This is a genomic window from Streptomyces sp. NPDC033136, from assembly GCF_055578235.1.
This window is the reverse complement of sequence record NZ_JBVIPD010000004.1, coordinates 340848-357091: the sequence shown is the minus strand read 5'-3', so window position 1 is coordinate 357091 and position 16244 is coordinate 340848. Positions and strand designations below refer to the sequence as shown.

Annotated in this window: 15 protein-coding genes; 9 read left to right on the top strand and 6 right to left on the bottom strand. The window is 71.0% G+C overall.

Annotation, left to right across the window (positions count from 1 at the left end):
* Positions 1–1868: DEAD/DEAH box helicase (locus ACZ5TL_RS09890; protein ID WP_468588872.1), on the bottom strand; the 1868-nt coding region annotated here is incomplete at its 3' end.
* Positions 1869–2044: 176 nt separating this feature from the next.
* Between ACZ5TL_RS09890 and ACZ5TL_RS09885 the strand changes: the two genes are divergently transcribed.
* On the top strand, positions 2045–3157 hold the full coding sequence (locus tag ACZ5TL_RS09885) for an MrcB family domain-containing protein (protein ID WP_468588871.1): 1113 nt from the start codon (positions 2045–2047) through the stop codon (positions 3155–3157).
* A gap of 232 nt (positions 3158–3389) precedes the next feature.
* Here ACZ5TL_RS09885 and ACZ5TL_RS09880 read toward each other — a convergent pair whose 3' ends face one another.
* Entirely contained in the window at positions 3390–4406 is a 1017-nt protein-coding gene (locus ACZ5TL_RS09880) for an SEC-C metal-binding domain-containing protein (protein ID WP_468588870.1), read from the bottom strand.
* A 130-nt stretch (positions 4407–4536) separates the two neighbouring features.
* Positions 4537–6012, bottom strand: coding sequence for a glycoside hydrolase (locus ACZ5TL_RS09875; RefSeq protein WP_468588869.1), 1476 nt, complete (start codon positions 6010–6012; stop codon positions 4537–4539).
* A gap of 215 nt (positions 6013–6227) precedes the next feature.
* Between ACZ5TL_RS09875 and ACZ5TL_RS09870 the strand changes: the two genes are divergently transcribed.
* The 3 genes from ACZ5TL_RS09870 to ACZ5TL_RS09860 all read left to right on the top strand — a co-directional run bounded on the left by ACZ5TL_RS09870 (position 6228) and on the right by ACZ5TL_RS09860 (position 8544).
* On the top strand, positions 6228–6542 hold the full coding sequence (locus ACZ5TL_RS09870) for a DUF6412 domain-containing protein (RefSeq protein WP_468588868.1): 315 nt from the start codon (positions 6228–6230) through the stop codon (positions 6540–6542).
* A gap of 88 nt (positions 6543–6630) precedes the next feature.
* Entirely contained in the window at positions 6631–7341 is a 711-nt protein-coding gene (locus tag ACZ5TL_RS09865) for a YidC/Oxa1 family membrane protein insertase (RefSeq protein WP_468588867.1), read from the top strand.
* Positions 7342–7686: 345 nt separating this feature from the next.
* Entirely contained in the window at positions 7687–8544 is an 858-nt protein-coding gene (locus ACZ5TL_RS09860) for a fumarylacetoacetate hydrolase family protein (protein WP_468588866.1), read from the top strand.
* A gap of 202 nt (positions 8545–8746) precedes the next feature.
* Here ACZ5TL_RS09860 and ACZ5TL_RS09855 read toward each other — a convergent pair whose 3' ends face one another.
* From ACZ5TL_RS09855 to ACZ5TL_RS09845, 3 genes are all read right to left on the bottom strand, one after another.
* Positions 8747–9613, bottom strand: coding sequence for an LLM class F420-dependent oxidoreductase (locus tag ACZ5TL_RS09855; RefSeq protein WP_468588865.1), 867 nt, complete (start codon positions 9611–9613; stop codon positions 8747–8749).
* Positions 9614–9729: 116 nt separating this feature from the next.
* Complete coding sequence (locus ACZ5TL_RS09850) at positions 9730–10257, bottom strand: heme-degrading domain-containing protein (RefSeq protein ID WP_468588864.1); 528 nt, start codon at positions 10255–10257, stop codon at positions 9730–9732.
* The gene (locus ACZ5TL_RS09845; protein WP_468588863.1) at positions 10254–11345 is read right to left on the bottom strand and encodes a Gfo/Idh/MocA family oxidoreductase; all 1092 of its coding nucleotides are present in this window, start codon (positions 11343–11345) and stop codon (positions 10254–10256) included. Before ACZ5TL_RS09845 ends, ACZ5TL_RS09850 begins: the two co-directional genes overlap by 4 nt.
* A gap of 96 nt (positions 11346–11441) precedes the next feature.
* On the opposite strand from ACZ5TL_RS09845, the gene ACZ5TL_RS09840 reads away from it, so the two are divergent.
* The 5 genes from ACZ5TL_RS09840 to ACZ5TL_RS09820 all read left to right on the top strand — a co-directional run bounded on the left by ACZ5TL_RS09840 (position 11442) and on the right by ACZ5TL_RS09820 (position 16216).
* Positions 11442–12530, top strand: a complete 1089-nt coding sequence (locus ACZ5TL_RS09840; RefSeq protein ID WP_468589005.1) for an ROK family transcriptional regulator — start codon at positions 11442–11444, stop codon at positions 12528–12530.
* Positions 12531–12817: 287 nt separating this feature from the next.
* Complete coding sequence (locus ACZ5TL_RS09835; RefSeq protein ID WP_468588862.1) at positions 12818–13657, top strand: hypothetical protein; 840 nt, start codon at positions 12818–12820, stop codon at positions 13655–13657.
* A gap of 144 nt (positions 13658–13801) precedes the next feature.
* Positions 13802–14581, top strand: a complete 780-nt coding sequence (locus ACZ5TL_RS09830; protein ID WP_468588861.1) for an HAD-IIA family hydrolase — start codon at positions 13802–13804, stop codon at positions 14579–14581.
* 121 nt (positions 14582–14702) lie between these two features.
* Positions 14703–15536 (top strand): hypothetical protein, encoded by an 834-nt coding sequence (locus ACZ5TL_RS09825; RefSeq protein ID WP_468588860.1) that lies wholly within the window; start codon positions 14703–14705, stop codon positions 15534–15536.
* Positions 15537–15538: 2 nt separating this feature from the next.
* Entirely contained in the window at positions 15539–16216 is a 678-nt protein-coding gene (locus tag ACZ5TL_RS09820; protein ID WP_468588859.1) for a class F sortase, read from the top strand.
* The last annotated feature ends 28 nt before the right edge of the window (positions 16217–16244 follow it).

Genomic DNA, 16244 nt, shown 5'->3' with positions numbered 1-16244 from the left:
TTGAAGAGGTCAACCGAGAAGATGACCTGGAGCGCGCCCGATGCCAGATCACCGAGTGCCTGCCTGCGCTGCTCAGCCGGTGTCTCCCCGGATAGGGCGATGGCGTTGAGGCCGGCCGCTCGGAAGACCTCCGCCATGAAGTGGGCGTGAGCGACTGATACGCAGAAGCCCAGTGCGCGCATGATGCCGGGATCGGCCAGTTTGTCCCGTACGGCCTTCACTACCAGTCGCGCACGTCTGGCATTGCTCGACAGCATATTGCTCAGCGAGATGGGGTCGTACGCCCCGCGCTTCCACTCCACCGTGCTGAGATCTGTGGAGTCGCTAATTCCGAAGTAGTGGAAGGGGCTGAGTAGATCATTCTCTAGCGCCTCCCATAGACGCATTTCGGCGGCGATCCTGCCCTTGAAGAACTCATCCTGAATGTTCCTGTCATCCATACGCTCAGGCGTGGCAGTGAGACCTAGCAGCTCCAACGGCTGGAAGTGATCAAGAATTTTGCGGTACGTCGGCGATGTCCCGTGATGGAACTCGTCGATCACAATCACGTCGAAGTGATCAGGGGCGAGGCGATCAAGGCCCTTCGCGTTCAAGGACTGAACGCTGGCGAAGACATGCGACCAACGCTCCGGAATTTCCCCGCTGTGGAGCGACTCGCCGAAGTTCGCATCCACCAAGACGTCTTGGTAGGTCCTCATCGATTGATCGAGGATTTCCCTGCGGTGGGCTACGAAGAGCATTCGCAGGTCACGGCCGTGCTTCTTGCGTAGTTGCTTGTAGTCCAGAGCTGCCATCACGGTCTTACCCGTGCCTGTAGCTGCTACCAGCAGATTCCGGTGCCGGTCGTGTACCTCCCGTTCGACCTCCAGCCGCTCCAGCATGTCGCGCTGGTGGGGATACGGCCGTACCTCAAGGCCTGAGAGGGTGATCCCGCGCTGAGCAGGTGACGTCGACGAGGTTCCGCCTGCAATTGCCAAGGCTTCCTGCAGGCGATCACCGTCGGCCTTCGGGTCGTACGTCTCGAAGGACGAGTCGTTCCAGTAGGCGTCGAAGGTCGCCTCGAACTTGCGCAGCACATCGGGCGTGGCGACGGAGGAGAGCCGCACGTTCCACTCCAGGCCATCGAGAAGCGCTGCCTTGGACAGGTTCGAGCTCCCCACGTATGCAGTGTCGTATCCGCTCCTGCGGCGGAACAGCCACGCTTTCGCGTGCAGCCGCGTCGAGCGGGTCTCGTAGTTGACCTTGACCTGCGCCTTGAACTCCTCCACCAGCCGATCCAACGCGCGCCTCTCGGTCGCGCCGATGTAAGTCGTCGTGATGACTCGTATCGGCACTCCTCGCGCATGGGCTGCCTTCAGTGACTGCTCAATGATCCGGAGGCCATGCCACTTCACGAAGGCGCAAAGCAGGTCCACGCGGTCCGCAGTAGTGAGCTCCGCGCGCAGTTCGAAGCCGAGGCTCGGGTCGTCTGGCGAGTTGGTGATCAAGGCCGCATCGGAGAGCGGGATAGCCGGGCGTACGGCGAAGACGCCGCGGGCCTCTTGCCGGGTGATCGCCAGGAGTTGGCGCGGACCGTCCGCGATGAGATCCACCCACTCCTGAGCACCCTGCAGCGTGCTGATGGATTCCAGGATGTGGTTCGCGGCGTGGACCCGCTCTTCAGCCGGAAGGTTCTGCAGCACACGCCTAACCGTCCCCCCTACATGCCGAGCCAGGATGTGAGGGGAGGACTCGGGTCCCACGGCTTCGCTGACCGGGTGCCAGCCGAGGCTGACCAACTCCTTCAACTGCTGTTCGAAGCGGAGCGTGATCAGCTGTTCGTACAGTCCGTCGGCTGGGGCAGAGGTATGGATGCGGCTCTCAGACACAGGCAGGCTCCCCCGATTGATCGCATCGATCGACGATGCAGTTGTTCTATCAAGGGGTACTGACAGGAGCCGACGGCGGGCAAAGAGCGTCCGGAGTTGGATGGGTGTGGTCATCAGGCTGCCAGATATCGACCCACGAGGCGCCACAACTGATCGAAGCGGGTTAGTTTTTGGGCGTGCTCTTACGTGACCTGCTCATACGCATAGCAGAGACCTACGACCGCAAGGCGGGTACAGCCCATGGCGTCTTAGCCCAAGACCTCCTCCGAGATGTCGAGAAGATGCCCGATCTACCGCTACCGCGTGGCTTCGTGGCATCGGGATACGGCGGGAAGGGGTCTGCGAGCAGCACTCCATGGCTTGGCGTGTTCGATAGGTCGATCAACATGCAGGCCCAAGAGGGTCTGTACCTCGCCTACATCTTCGACTCGACTCTCACCTCCGTGACGCTCACGTTGCAGCAGGGAGTAACGAAGCTTTCGGATAGTTACCCCAAGCAAGGCGACTTACGGAGGGAGCTGAAACGGCGAGCACGGCACCTCAGGGCAGGCATAGAGCCTGAGCTGGCCATGTATTGGGCCCACACACCGGCCTTCCGGTCCAAGCTTGAACGTCCCCGTGCCTATGAGGCAGCGAGCGTGGCAGCCCGGCGGTACGAGGTCGCGAGTATGCCCGCGGAGGAAGTTCTCGCAGAGGATCTTCATGTGGCGTCCCTCATCCTCCGTGACGCTGCCGCAAGCCATCGCGTCTGGCTTCAGCAGCCATCCGAGAACGAGCCTCTGGTGTACGAGGGTGAGGGGCACGCCTCTGCCGACGATCCCCTCGATGGTTTCCGCCCGAACGACAGCAGCGACTACTACGTCCACATCAAGGGCGGTCGTCGACGCAGGGAACGCCGCCACGAGGAGCTCATCAAGGACTTCGGCCTTCACGCCGTCACGTGCGGGTATCAGCCGATCACGCAAGGCATGTACCCGAGAGATTTGGTCTTGCGCCGTCCTGCCGCGGACCAACAGCGCTCCTGGCTCGTGGAGGGCAAGGCTGTGAAGAGGGGCAACGCGACCCAAGCCGTCCGTGAAGCGGTCGGCCAACTCTACGAGTACAGCTACTACTGGCACGAGAAGCGCGGTGAGCCGAAGCCGCACCTTGTTGCGCTCTTCACGGAAAGCATCGGGCACTACGCCGCGTACCTAGAGGAACATGGCATTGCGTCGATCTGGCACACCGAGGACGGGGACTGGGTGGGTTCTCCCACAGCCGTTTCCTGGGATCTGGCCGTAGGCGCCTGACGACTGTCACGAGCTTTCAGCGACACTTCGTTGCCGTTGGGGCAGCCCGCTTCCTGGCCAGTGTCCTGCCTCCGCGCCGCTCCTCAAGGGCGCTCCAACACGGCAGAGAGCCGATGGCCCCGCGGGCCGCCCTTGACCCCGGGCCGCTCCAGCACGAGAAGGCGACGAGCGGGCGGCCCGGGAAGCGGGGGCCAGGAGTGCGTGGCGCGGGAGCTCGCCTCGCCGGCCGGGCTCAGGCTGAGCTGCCGTGGCACTCGCCGTACGTCTGCCCCGACCCGCACCAGCAAGCCGCCCCCCGCTGCGGCGGCCACGCCACTGCCCGGCCACGCGCCGCCAGCGTGGTCGCGTACTGCGGGAGCAGGGTCGCGTCGCCCGGGGAGGAGAGTTCCGACGCCGCGAAGGCCTCGTAGGACGGGACCGTGCCCGTGACGATGCCCAGGTTCGGGGTGCCGGAGGCGGAGAGTTCGCGGAGGGACTGCTCTATCGAGGACAGGTGGGCGGCGTGGGAGGGGTACTCCGAGGCCAGGGCCGGATACGCCTCCAGGAGTTCCGAGAGTTCCGTCGCCGGCCAGTGGAGGACCGCTACCGGGAACGGGCGGGAGAGGGCCTCCCGGTACGCGCCGAGTTCCGCGCGGAGGCGGAGGATCTCGGCTTCCAGTTCTGCCGGGTTCTCCGAGCCCAGGGACCAGACCCGCTTGGGGTCGTGGAGCTCGTCCAGGGTGATCGGGAGGGAGTGGACCGTGTCCGCCAGCGCGTCCCACTCGTCGTGGGACCTGCCCAGCATGCGCCGTACGCGGTGGCGGCCGAAGAGGAGGGGGTGGGTGGCGTAGGGGGGCTCCGCGACGTCCGTCAGGAGGCGGCGTACGGCCTCGGTGAAGGTGTCGTGGGCCGCTTCCAGCTCGTCGTGGGCTTCGAGGGACTCCGCGACGATCACCCAGGGGGCCGGGTCCTTCGGGGCCGCCACCCGGACGCCCTCGATGATCGCCCGGGCCTCGGCCTCGTGGCCGTACTCCCAGAGGTTCGAGGCCTTGAGCGCCCGTACCAGGTGGGGGTTCTCCAGGCCGTCGGGGGAGGCGAGGAGGCGGTCGTAGAGGGCCGTGGCGGTGGGGCGGTCGCCGGAGAGTTCGAGGTGGGCCGCTGCCCGCAGCAGCAGGGCCTCGGCGTCCTCGGGATACAGGCCGGCGGTCCGCTCCAGGCGTGCCGCCTCGGCGGTGTGGTCGACGTTTTCGGCAGGCGTGTCGGGGCGCATGGGGGACACCGTACTGCCGGGAGGTGACGAGTGTGAGAGATGCGCGGGCCAGACCCCTGGCCTGCCCGGATTCCCCACGCTCGCCACCTCGGCTCTACAGCAGGCCCTGGACCACCGTGATGCGGCGGGCCTACCGCGTCACGCCGTCGATCTGGAGGGTCTGGACCGACTTCGCGGCGAAGGGCACGCTCACCGACTTGCCGGCCAGGCGGATGTCCGAGCGAGGTGTGTACAGGTCGCCGCCGCCCGTCGTCACCGTGTTCCAGCGGGGGACCAGGCCGCCGGAGCCGCCCGTCACCGTCGAGAAGCGGGACAGGTCGAAGGTGAGGGTCTGGGCGGACGCGGACGTGTTCACCGCGACGATCACCAGGCGGCGGGACGTCGCGTCGTACGCCGCCACCGCGTAGCTCACGCCCGTGTCCAGGATCGTCATGCCGGGGCGGATGTGGCGGCTGAACTGGGCCAGCACGTAGTGCTTGGTCTGGACGGTCGTCGGCTGGAGCGTGTTCTTGTCGTAGGCGATCAGCGCCCAGCCCGTCGTCGGGTCCATGACCTGCCAGTAGCACCACGCTGTGGGGTGCAGCCAGCGGAAGTCGTAGCAGAGGTTGGACGCCATGGTCAGGCCCGTGCCGTCCTTGTCGCCGGTCTCGGAGTTCCACAGCTTCTTGCGGGACGTCGTCACCACGTCCGTGTGGAGGAGGTCGCGGCGGCCGCCCGAGCCCTGGTAGCCGTGCACGTTGACCTGGGAGACCAGGGCCTTGGTGGAGGAGCTGAAGGACGCCCAGGTGGAGCGGGCCGTGTCGTAGTTCGTCTCGTCCGAGGCGGTGATGCGGATGCCGGTCAGGCCGCGCTTGTCCAGTTCGCCGCGCATGTGGGGGAGGACGGCCGCCTGGACCGCCGGGTCCATGTGGCAGCCCTCCTGGGTGCCGGTCGCGGTCCACCAGGTGGAGGCCGGCTCGTTGAAGGGGGCGACCGTCGCGAAGTTCACGCCCCAGTTGTCGCGCGCGTACAGGGCCGTCGCCGCCAGGTGGGAGGCGTGCTGGCGGTAGTTCCAGGTCTGGAGGTTGTTGCCGCCGCCCGCCGCGCCCGAGGGGTTGTGGTTGTTGCACATCCACCACATGGGGGAGTTGGCGAACAGCTCGGTGATCGCGCCCCGTTGGGTCGCCTTCACCAGCATCGCGCGCTGGTTGGCGTCCGCGGTCCACTTCCAGGCCGAGGAGGTGGGGTCCTCGTTGTTCCAGTTCTGCCAGAAGCCCTCGATCTGCTTGAAGCCGGGGATGTTGGGCGACTCGACCATCGTCTCGCCGCCGACGCTGTTCCAGCTGCACGCGCCCAGGTTGTAGCGGGCGATGTTGAGGCCCAGGCCGGGGAGGGAACGGCCGTTGTAGGTCACGGACTTGGTGGTGAAGAACAGGTCGGCGAAGTCGTCCCGGGCGCCGAAGACGTTGGCCCACCAGGCGAGGGAGGTGCCCCAGCCCTCCCAGGTGCCGTACGTCGTCGACGGGTTGACGGCGATCGTGGCGTCCGCGTGCGCGGTGCCGGTCGCCAGGGCGCTGCCGAGGAACGTACCGCCTGCTGCGGCCAGCAGACTCCTGCGTCTGATCACGGCTCCTCCGTAAGGGAGATGGGGGCAGGCGCCGGCCCCGGCCCGGCGTCGTGCGGTGCCCGTTGTCGGTGACGAGAAGCATCGGGTGCGGCGGAGGGGTTGTCGAGAGTTGCGACGAACCTTTCTCAAACCCGTGTACGAAGTCTCGGACGTGTGCGCAAGGGTGATCCTGTATAACGAACAACAGGGCACAGCACGTAGGGGAGGAGGGGCAGTTGACGAACTGGAGCCGGGCGACTCCGCGTCCCGTCCTCGCACTGCTCTTCCTGCTCGTCGGGCTGGCGCTGCTCGACACCGGCAGTCTGTCCGCCACCGTCGCCCTCGCCGCGACCGCCGCGACCTCGGCCGCCCTCGCGGCCTGCGCCGTCGTCGCCTCGCGCTGCGCGCCCACGGTGCCGCGCACCCGGGTGCGTACGGCCATCCGCGACCGCGACCGCCGTACGGCCTTCCTGCCCCAGCGCGATCCCGACGCCCGGGGGCGCACCCGGCCCCGGGCACCCGGACACGCCCTCCGGGCGACCGTCGCGTAGGGGCGTATCCACGTCACCGGACCCCGCGCGGGTCGTCATGCCGCCATGTCCCACTCCCGGCACGACGAGACCCCCGGAGGGCTCACCCATGTCCGTCTTCGCCAACCTGGTCGAGCACCTGGCCGACCTGCTCCAGCCGCTGTTCGGCGCCTCCGCGGCCGCCGCCGCGATCGTCCTGTTCACCGCGCTCGTACGACTCCTCGCCCACCCCCTCTCCCGGGCCGCAGCGCGCGGCCAGAAGGCCCGGACCGCGCTCCAGCCGAAGATCGCCGAGCTACGGAAGAAGCACGGGAAGAACCCGGAGAAGCTGCAGCGGGCCGTGCTGGAGCTGCACGCCGAGGAGAAGGTGTCACCGCTGGCCGGCTGCCTGCCCGGGCTGCTGCAGATTCCGGCGTTCTTCCTGCTCTACCACCTGTTTTCCAGCGAGACGATCGGCGGGGAGGCCAATGAGCTGCTCGGCCATCAGCTGTTCGCCGCGCCGCTGGGCGAGCGGTGGGCGGACGCGCTCCAGGGCGGTCTCTTCGGTGGGGCGGGGCTCGTGTACGCCGGGCTGTTCGTCGTCGTCGGATGCGTCGCCGCGTTCGGCTACCGCCTCAGCAAGCGCATGATGGCCGCGCATCCGGCCGCCCAGGGCGGTGCGGGGGAGCAGGTGCCGGGGCTGGGGGCTATGACCAAGGTGATGCCGTTCATGTCGTTCTTCACGCTCGTCACCGTGGCCGTGGTGCCGCTGGCCGCCGCGCTGTACGTGGTGACGAGTACGGCGTGGAGCGTCGTCGAGCGGGCCGCGCTGTATCGGTAGGCGGTCCGTCGCGTGCCTCGGCGGGCGGGCGGCCGGGTGTCCCGACAGTCGGTCGGTCATGGTCCCGGTGGACACCAAGCCGGGCTGCCGGGTGTCGGATGGGCGGTCGTCGGTCAGGGGCCCGGTGGGCGGTCGGCCGGGGTCCCGGTGTGCGGCCGGTGAGGGTCCCGGTGGGCGGTCAGGCAGGTGTCCCGGCGGTGGCCGGGCGGGACGGTCCCAGTACGTGAACGGGGTATTGCGGAGTGGACCCTCACCTTGGAGGATCGACCAGTCCTCCGATGGCTGCCCCGCCGCATCCGGGTCGCGCGCATCGGCCGGGCGCCCGCGATCTAGGGAGACGTGATCATGAAGCTGCTGCGAGTCGGTACGGCGGGGGCGGAGCGGCCCGCGCTGCTCGACACCGAGGGGACCCTGCGGGACCTGTCGGGCGTCGTCCCGGACGTCGACGGCGCGCTGCTCGCCGACGAGGAGGCACTCGGCCGGGTCCGGGCCGCCGCGGACGCCGGCGAGCTGCCCGTACTGGATGCGGCCGGGGTGCGGATCGGGCCGCCGCTGGGGCGCATCGGCAAGATCGTCTGCATCGGGCTCAACTATCACGACCACGCCCGCGAGACGGGGGCCGAGCCGCCGCCCGAGCCGGTCGTCTTCATGAAGGCGCCGGACACGGTGGTCGGGCCCGACGACACCGTGCTCGTACCCCGCGGGTCCCACAAGACCGACTGGGAGGTCGAGCTGGCCGTCGTCATCGGGCGTACGGCCAGGTACCTGGGGTCCGCGGAGGAGGGACTCGCCCATGTCGCCGGGTACGCCGTGGCGCACGACGTGTCCGAGCGGGAGTTCCAGATCGAGCGGGGCGGCACGTGGGACAAGGGCAAGAACTGCGAGACGTTCAATCCGCTGGGGCCGTGGCTGGTGACGGCGGACGAGGTGCGCGATCCGCAGGCCCTGTCCCTGAAGCTGTGGGTCAACGGGGAGTTGAAGCAGGACGGGACGACGGCTGAGCAGATCTTCCCGGTGGGCGAGGTCGTGCGGTACCTCAGCCAGTTCATGACGCTGTACCCCGGTGATGTCATCAACACGGGGACACCGGCGGGGGTTGCCCTGGGGGCGCCCGAGCCCAAGCCGTTCCTGCGGGCCGGGGATGTCGTGGAGCTGGAGATCGAGGGGCTCGGGCGGCAGCGGCAGGAGTTCAAGAGCGCGTAGGCGCTCCGCTGGGGGAGCCGGGGGACTGCGCGCGGGTTGTCGGCTGCGGGCCGTGTGTGGTTTGTCGCGCAGTTCCCCGCGCCCCTGAGGGCACTTGCCTCTGGGAGAGCCGGGGGAGCCGGGAGGGCCGGGGACTGCTCGGGTTGTCGGCTGCGGGCCGTGTGTTGGTTTGTCGCGCAGTTCCCCGCGTCCCCGAAGACGGTCAGTCGAGCAGTGCCGCCACCTGGCGCCAGGCCTTTCTCGGGAGGGCGTCGCGCGGTGTGCCGTCCAGGATCTGGAGGGCCACGTGGTCCGCGCCCGCCTCGAAGTAGGCGTCGATCCTGGTGCGGATCGCCGTGTCGTCGCCCCAGGCGAACAGGGCGTCCACCAGGCGGTCGCTGCCGCCGTCCGTCAGGTCGTCCTCGGTGAAGCCGATGCGGAGGAAGTTGTTGGTGTAGTTCGGCAGCGGGAGGTAGATCCCGAGGAACTCACGGGCCAGGGCGCGGGCGCGGCCCGGGTCCGTCTCCGGGATGACGCCCAGCTCCGGGGCGAGCAGCGGGGCCTCGCCCAGGATCTCGCGGGCCTGCGCGGTGTGCTCGGGCGTGACCAGGTACGGGATCGAGCCCGCCGCCCGGTCGCGGGCCAGCCGCAGCGACTTCGGGCCCAGGGCGGCCAGGAGGCGGCGGTCCGCGGGAACTCCGGCGGCGTCCAGGCCGTCCAGGTGGCCGACCAGGGCCGAGTACGGGCGGGCGTACTGCTCCACCCGCTTGGCGTGGCTCACTCCGAGGCCCAGCAGGAAACGCCCCGGGCGGGCCGCCTCCAGGTCCGCGAAGGCCGTGGCGGCGGCGTCCGGCTCGTGCTGCCAGATGCTCTGGATGCTGGTGCCGACGGTCAGCTTCGAGGTCGCCTCGATCAGCGGGGCGGCGTTGGCGGCGGAGGAGTTGCCGCCCAGCCAGACGGCGCCGTAGCCGAGTTCCTCCAGTTCGGCGGCGGCCTCGGCGAGTTCGCCGCGCCGGTCCGGTTCCTCGGAGCGCAGGCCCACGCTCCAGATGCCGTACCGGCCGACCGCTTCCTTGACGGGGGTGCTCATCTGTCCGATCCCTCCGGTGGGGCGCCGTGTCTGATCACGCGTACACACGCGCACACAGGCGTACACACGCGTACAGCAGGTGCCAACCGGAGGGACCCTCCGCTCATTCCGGCCGGCTAACGGCCGTTGTGCAGGTACTGCTCCAGTGCCTCCACCACGAGCCGGTGGTCCTGCAGTTGCGGCAGCCCCGACACCGTCACCGCGCCGATCACGCCCACGCCCTCGACGGTGACCGGGAAGGAGCCGCCGTGGGCCGCGTACGTGTCGGGGTCGAGGCGGGAGGACTCCTCGAACGTCGTGCCCTTGGCGCGGAAGCGGGCGCCGACCAGGTAGGACGCGGAGCCGTAGCGCTCCACCACCCGGCGCTTGCGGGCGATCCAGGCGTCGTTGTCCGGGGTGGAGCCGGGCAGTGCCGCGTGGAAGAGCTGCTGGCCGGCGCGGTGGATGTCGATGGCGACCGGGGCCTGCCGCTCCCGGGCCATCTCCACGAGGAGCGAGCCGAGCGCCCAGGCGTCGTCGTACGTGAACTGGCGGAACACCAGCAGGCGTTCCTGCTTCTCCAGTTCCTCCAGGCTCGGGGTGAGCTCCGGGTGGAACTTCGGGGTCAGTTCCTGGCTGTGTGAGGAGTTGCTCTTGTGGGTCACAGGGTCACCGTCACCTTCTCGCGGGCCGAACGACGGGCGGCCTCCAGTACGTCCAGGGCGGCGGCCGCCTCCCGCGCGGTCACCGGGTTCGGGGCGCCCTCCAGCAGGGCGTTCGCCACGGCCGCATAGTAGGCGGGGTAGTCGCCCGGGAGGGTCGGTTCGGGGCGGCCGCCGCCCGTCACGGGGGATTCGCCGGAGCCCACCCGGCCCCACAGCGACTCGGGCTCCACACCCCAGCCGGGGCCGGGGCGCAGGCCGTCCCGGAGGGCCGCCTCCTGGGGGTCGAGGCCGTACTTGACGTAGCCGGCCGTGGAACCCAGGACGCGGAAGCGCGGGCCCAGTTGGGCGGTCGTCGCGGAGACGTGGAGGTGGGAGCGGACGCCGTTGATGTGCGTGATCGCGATGAACGTGTCGTCGTCCGTCTCGGCGCCCGGGCGGCGGATGTCCGTCTCCGCGTACACGGAGGCGGCCGGGCCGAAGAGGACCAGGGCCTGGTCGACGACATGGCTGCCGAGATCGTAGAGCAGACCTCCGATCTCCGCGGGGTCGCCGGACTCCCGCCAGCCGCCCTTCGGCTTCGGACGCCAGCGCTCGAAGCGGGACTCAAAGCGCCGGACGTCACCCAACTCGCCCTCGCCGAGCAGCTTGCGCAGCGTGAGGAAGTCGTTGTCCCAGCGGCGGTTCTGGAAGACGGACAGGAGCAGCTCGCGCTCCTCGGCCAGGGCGGCGAGGTCGCGGGCCTCGGCCGCGGTGCCCGCCACGGGCTTGTCGACGACGACCGGCAGACCCGCCCGGAGTGCGGTCGTGGCGAGCGGCACGTGCGTCTTGTTCGGCGACGCCACGACGATCAGGTCCAGCTCGGCGGCCCGGGCGAACAGCTCGTCCGGCGAGGACGCGAGGCGTACGCCGGGGAACTCGGCACGGGCCTGCCGCTGCCGGTCCGGGTGCGAGGTGACCACCGTGTCGAGGGTCAGGCCCTCGGTGGCGGCGATCAGCGGGGCGTGGAAGACGGAGCCGGCGAGGCCGTAGCCGACGAGGCCGACGCGGAGGGGCGAGCCGGGGGTTGCGCCGAGGGGTGTGCCAGTCATGCCACCCACTTTCGCAACGCTGTTGCCAAAGTGCAAGCGCCGGGGACAATGGGGGACGTGAACAGGGCGGACGACCGTACGGGCGGGGTGGGCGGCATGCACGGCACCGGGGGCGGGGTGAACCTGCTCGCGCTGCGCAGCCACAACGCCGCGCTGGTGCTCGACCTGCTGCGCACGGCCGGGGGCGAGGGCATCAGCCGGCTTGAACTCGCCGAGCGGACCGGGCTCACCCCGCAGGCGGTCAGCAAGATCACGGCACGGCTGCGGGAGGACGGGCTCGCGGCGGAGGCGGGGCGACGGGCCTCGACGGGCGGCAAGCCGCGGACCGTGCTGCGGCTGGTGCCCGAGGCGGGGCACGCGGTCGGGGTCCATCTGGACCGGGACGAGGTGCGGGCCCTGCTCGTGGATCTCCGGGGCTCCGTGGTGGGGGAGCGACGCGCCGCCCTGGACCTGGGCGCGGGGTCGGAGTCCGTACTGGGAGCGGTACGGGAGACGGTGGCCGAGGTACTGCCGGCCGGGCCCGGCCGGACCCCGCTGGGGGCGGGGATCGCGCTGCCCGGCCCGCTCGACCACGCCCGGGGGGTGCTGCACCGGGTGACCGGATTCCCCGAGTGGGGCGGCTTTCCGCTGCGGGAGGCGCTGGCGGAGCGGCTCGGCGTGCCGGTGGCGGTCGACAAGGACACCAACGCGGCGGCGCTCGGCCTGGCCGCGGGGGGCGAGGGCGGCTCCTTCGCCTACCTGCACCTCGGTACGGGGCTGGGGGCCGGGCTGGTGATCGGCGGCGCGGTGCACCGGGGTGCCAGGACCGGGGCCGGGGAGTTCGGCCACCAGGTGATCCAGCTGGACGGCCCGCCCTGCACCTGCGGGAACCGCGGCTGTGTCGAGGCGCTGTGCCTCGGCGCGGTGGCGCGCGGCGACCTGGCGGAGGCGGCACGGGTCCTGGGCGCCGGGGCGGCGAACCTCGTCGGTCTGCTCGACATCGACGTGGTCCTGCTGGGCGGCCGCACGGTGGCGGCCGCACCGGAGGCGTTCGTGCGGGGGGCCGCGGCGGTGCTGGAGGCCTGGGCCCGGCGGACCGGGCAGGAGCCGGTGCCCGTACGCCTCGCCCCGGGCGGCGGGCGGGCCGTGGCGGTCGGGGCGGCTCAGCTGGTGCTGGGGCCGGTGTTCGGGCGCGGGGGCGGGTGAGGGGCGACTCGGCCGGCGCGACGCGAGCCGGCTCCTGCCCCTGCCGGGCCGAGGAGCGGCCGGAAGCCGTTTCCTCGGTGTTCGGGCGCGGGGGCGGGTGGGGGACGGCTCGGCCGGCGCGACGCGAGCCGGCTCCTGCCCCTGCCGGGCCGAGGAGCGGCCGGAAGCCGTTCCGCCGGTGCCGGCCCGTTGCCTGTCCGCCGACCGGGCGGATCCGCACCGCCGTTCGGGGTGCTTCCCGGCGACGCCGACTTGCCGGCGCCGCCGCCCGGCAATGTCACATCATCATGCGATTCTGCACGCCCGTTCACCTCTGCCTGGCGACGGCAGCCGCCGTCCTGCTCCCTGGTGCTCACCCGGCGTACGCGGACGCCCCGGCGCCCGCCTGTGCCGCGCCCGACGACCACACCTTCCCGCTCACCACCCGCATCCACGGCGGCCCGGACTCCTACACCGCCGGGGGCGGCTTCGGGACCTGGTACGTCGACCTGACCAACACGACCGACCGGACCTGCTCCGCCATCCACCCCGTCGTCGTGCTGATGGACGACAAGCGGGTTCTGGAGCCGTCCCAGCCCCGGCTGGAGTTCTTCGAGGGGCCGCGCGCCCACCCCGTGCGGTTCGAGAAGACCGGCGAGGACGAACTCGTCGGGGCGTTCACCGACGCGGAGGACCGCTTCGCCGGGTTCACCGTCGGCCCGGGGAAGACCGTCACCGTGAAGGTGCGGCTCGCGGTCACCTCGGACGCCGTGCCGAACGACGTCACCGCCAACGCGGCGGTCGTGCAGCGGCACGACGACGACGGCGACTGGGTCGGGCAGTCGAACGACTACCGGTTCGGGATCGGCGACGGGGAAGCGGGCACGGACGCCGGTACGGCAGACCCTCCGGCCGAGCCCGAGCCCGACCCCGACGCCGACCCCGACGTCGCCCCCGACCCCGACGTCGCCCCCGACCCCGACGTCGCCCCCGACCCCGACGCCTCCGTCCCGCCGCGGGAGGACCGGTTCCCGTTCGCCGAGGAACTGGCCCGCACCGGCAGCGGCGTCCAGGTCGCGGCGATCGCGGCGGCCCTGTTGCTCGCCGGGGGCGGGGCGGCGCTGCACCTCGCGCGCCGGCGCCGCTGAACCGGTCGCCCCTGTCCGACCTGTCGTCCCGCACTGACCTGCCGTCCCGCCTGTCGGGATGCCGCACCCGGGCCGTTCCCCAAGATCCCGCCACTGTTTAGGCTGGGTCGCACGCTGGACCGCGTACGGCAGGAGATCCCGCACATGGCAGACCGCAAGCCCATCGAGTCGTGGCTCACCGACATGGACGGCGTGCTCATCCACGAAGGCGTACCGATCCCCGGAGCCGACGCCTTCCTGAAGAAGCTGCGCGATTCCGGGAAGCCCTTCCTGGTCCTCACCAACAACTCGATGTACACCCCGCGCGACCTGCACGCCCGGCTGCGCCGCATGGGCCTGGAGGTGCCGATCGAGAGCATCTGGACCTCGGCCCTGGCCACCGCCCAGTTCCTGGACGACCAGCGGCCGGGCGGCTCGGCGTACGTCATCGGCGAGGCCGGGCTGACCACCGCGCTGCACGACATCGGCTACATCCTGACCGACCACGAGCCGGACTACGTCGTCCTCGGCGAGACCCGCACGTACTCCTTCGAGGCCATGACGAAGGCGGTGCGGCTCATCATCGGCGGTGCCCGGTTCATCTGCACCAACCCCGACGAGACGGGCCCCTCCACCGAGGGCCCGCTGCCCGCGACCGGCGCGGTGGCCGCGCTGATCACCCAGGCGACCGGCAAGAAGCCGTACTTCGCGGGCAAGCCGAACCCCCTGATGATGCGGACGGGCCTGAACGCCATCGGGGCGCACTCCGAGTCCAGCGCGATGATCGGTGACCGCATGGACACCGACGTGCTGGCGGGCATGGAGGCCGGGATGCAGACGTTCCTGGTGCTCACCGGCCTGACCCGGCCCGAACAGGTGGAGAGCTTCCCGTACCGGCCGTCGCAGGTAGTGGACTCGATCGCGGACCTCGTCGACCGGGTCTGAGCCCCGGCGGCAGGGCTCCCCGGGCCCAAACCCGTCGCCACCCGTATGGAGCAGTCGCCGCGTCCTTGAGGATGCGGCGACCCGTCGTGCGGGGGAGGCTCCAGGCATCTGGAGGTTCACGATGTGTTCCCTGAGAGTCACTGTCTGTACGAGTGTCCTGGCCGCAGTCGCCTTCACCCCGGCGGCATACGCGGCGGACGGAGGGGGCGTCACCGTGACCCCGGCGGCACCCGCGCCCGGCAGCGACGTCACGCTCCGCGTGACCGGCTGCGCGGCGCGGACGGCCGTCGCCGCGTCGGCCGCGTTCGTCGCGGACGCCCGGCTCACCGTCACCGACGGCCGTGAGCTCGTCGGCGAGAGCCGCGTCCGCTCCACACTCGAAGCGGGGTCGTACCCCCTGAAGGTCACCTGCGGTGACGCCGAACGGACCGGCACGGTCACCGTCCGGGACGGCAAGGGACGGCGGTCCCTCACCGAGAGCGGTTCGTCCGCGTCCGGGCCCGGTGGGGAGTCCACGGCGAGCGAGGCCGACGCCGGTGAGGAGTCCACGGCGAACGAGGCCGGTGAGGAGCCCTCCACGTCCGAGGCCGATGACGAGTCCTCCTTGGCCGGGCCCGATGACGACTCCTCCATGTCCGAGGCCGACGGCGAGTCCTCCGTGGCCGGGCTCGGATCCGGGCGGCCACCGGTGTCCGGGTCCGAGGGGCTTCCGCCCGTGCCCGGGCGGGGCGGGCAGCCGTCCGCTCCCGGTGGCGACGGGCGGTCGCCGAGCGCCCCGGCCTCACCCGTCGCCCCCGTCCGGGCGGGCGGTGGCGGCGCCGCCGACCTCGTCGCCGCCGAGGAGCGCGGCGCCGGGCCGGGTACGGCGCAGGGGGTGACCGGGATGGTGCTCGCGGGAGTGGCCGCGGTGGTCGTCGCGCTGGGCGGTGTCCGCCGGGGCCGTGGAACGGACTGACCATGTCCGAGGAGAACCAGGTCCACGGACGCTTCTCGGGTACGGGCCGCCTGCTGGCCGGCGTGGCCTGGGTGGTGCTGCTGCTCGGGCTGTGGCTGTGGGGCCGTGAGGTCACCGACGTGCGGCACGGCATCTCCGCCCCCACCACGGGCGACATGGCGGCGGCCGGACGTCCTCCGGACGTGAAGCTGCCGCCCGCGCACCGCCCGCTGGGGGACGCCCTGCCGCAGCGCGTGGACATCCCCGGGCTCGGAGTCCAGGCGCCCGTGGTGGCACGCGGCCTGGACGCGCGCGGTGCGCTCGATCCGCCGCCGTACGACCAGCCGGGCGTGGTCGGCTGGTACGCCGGCGGGGTGGCGCCCGGGGCGCCCGGGACCGCGCTGATGGTCGGGCACGTCGACACCGACACCCGGCCGGCCGTCTTCTACAAGGTCAGTGCCATGCGGCCGGGGCAGACGATCCGGGTGATCCGGGCCGACGCCAAGGTCGCCGAGTTCACCGTCGAGTCCGTGCAGGTCCTCACCCGCGACCGCTTCGACGCCCACCAGGCGTACGGGCCCCGGGAGTCGGGGCGGGCCGAGCTGCGGCTGGTCACCTGCGGCGGCAGCTTCGACCGTACGACCCGCAGCTACACGGCAAACGTGGTCGTCTCGGCGTACCTGACGGGAACCGGTCTCTAGAGCCCATGCCGGTGACTCACCGGTATGG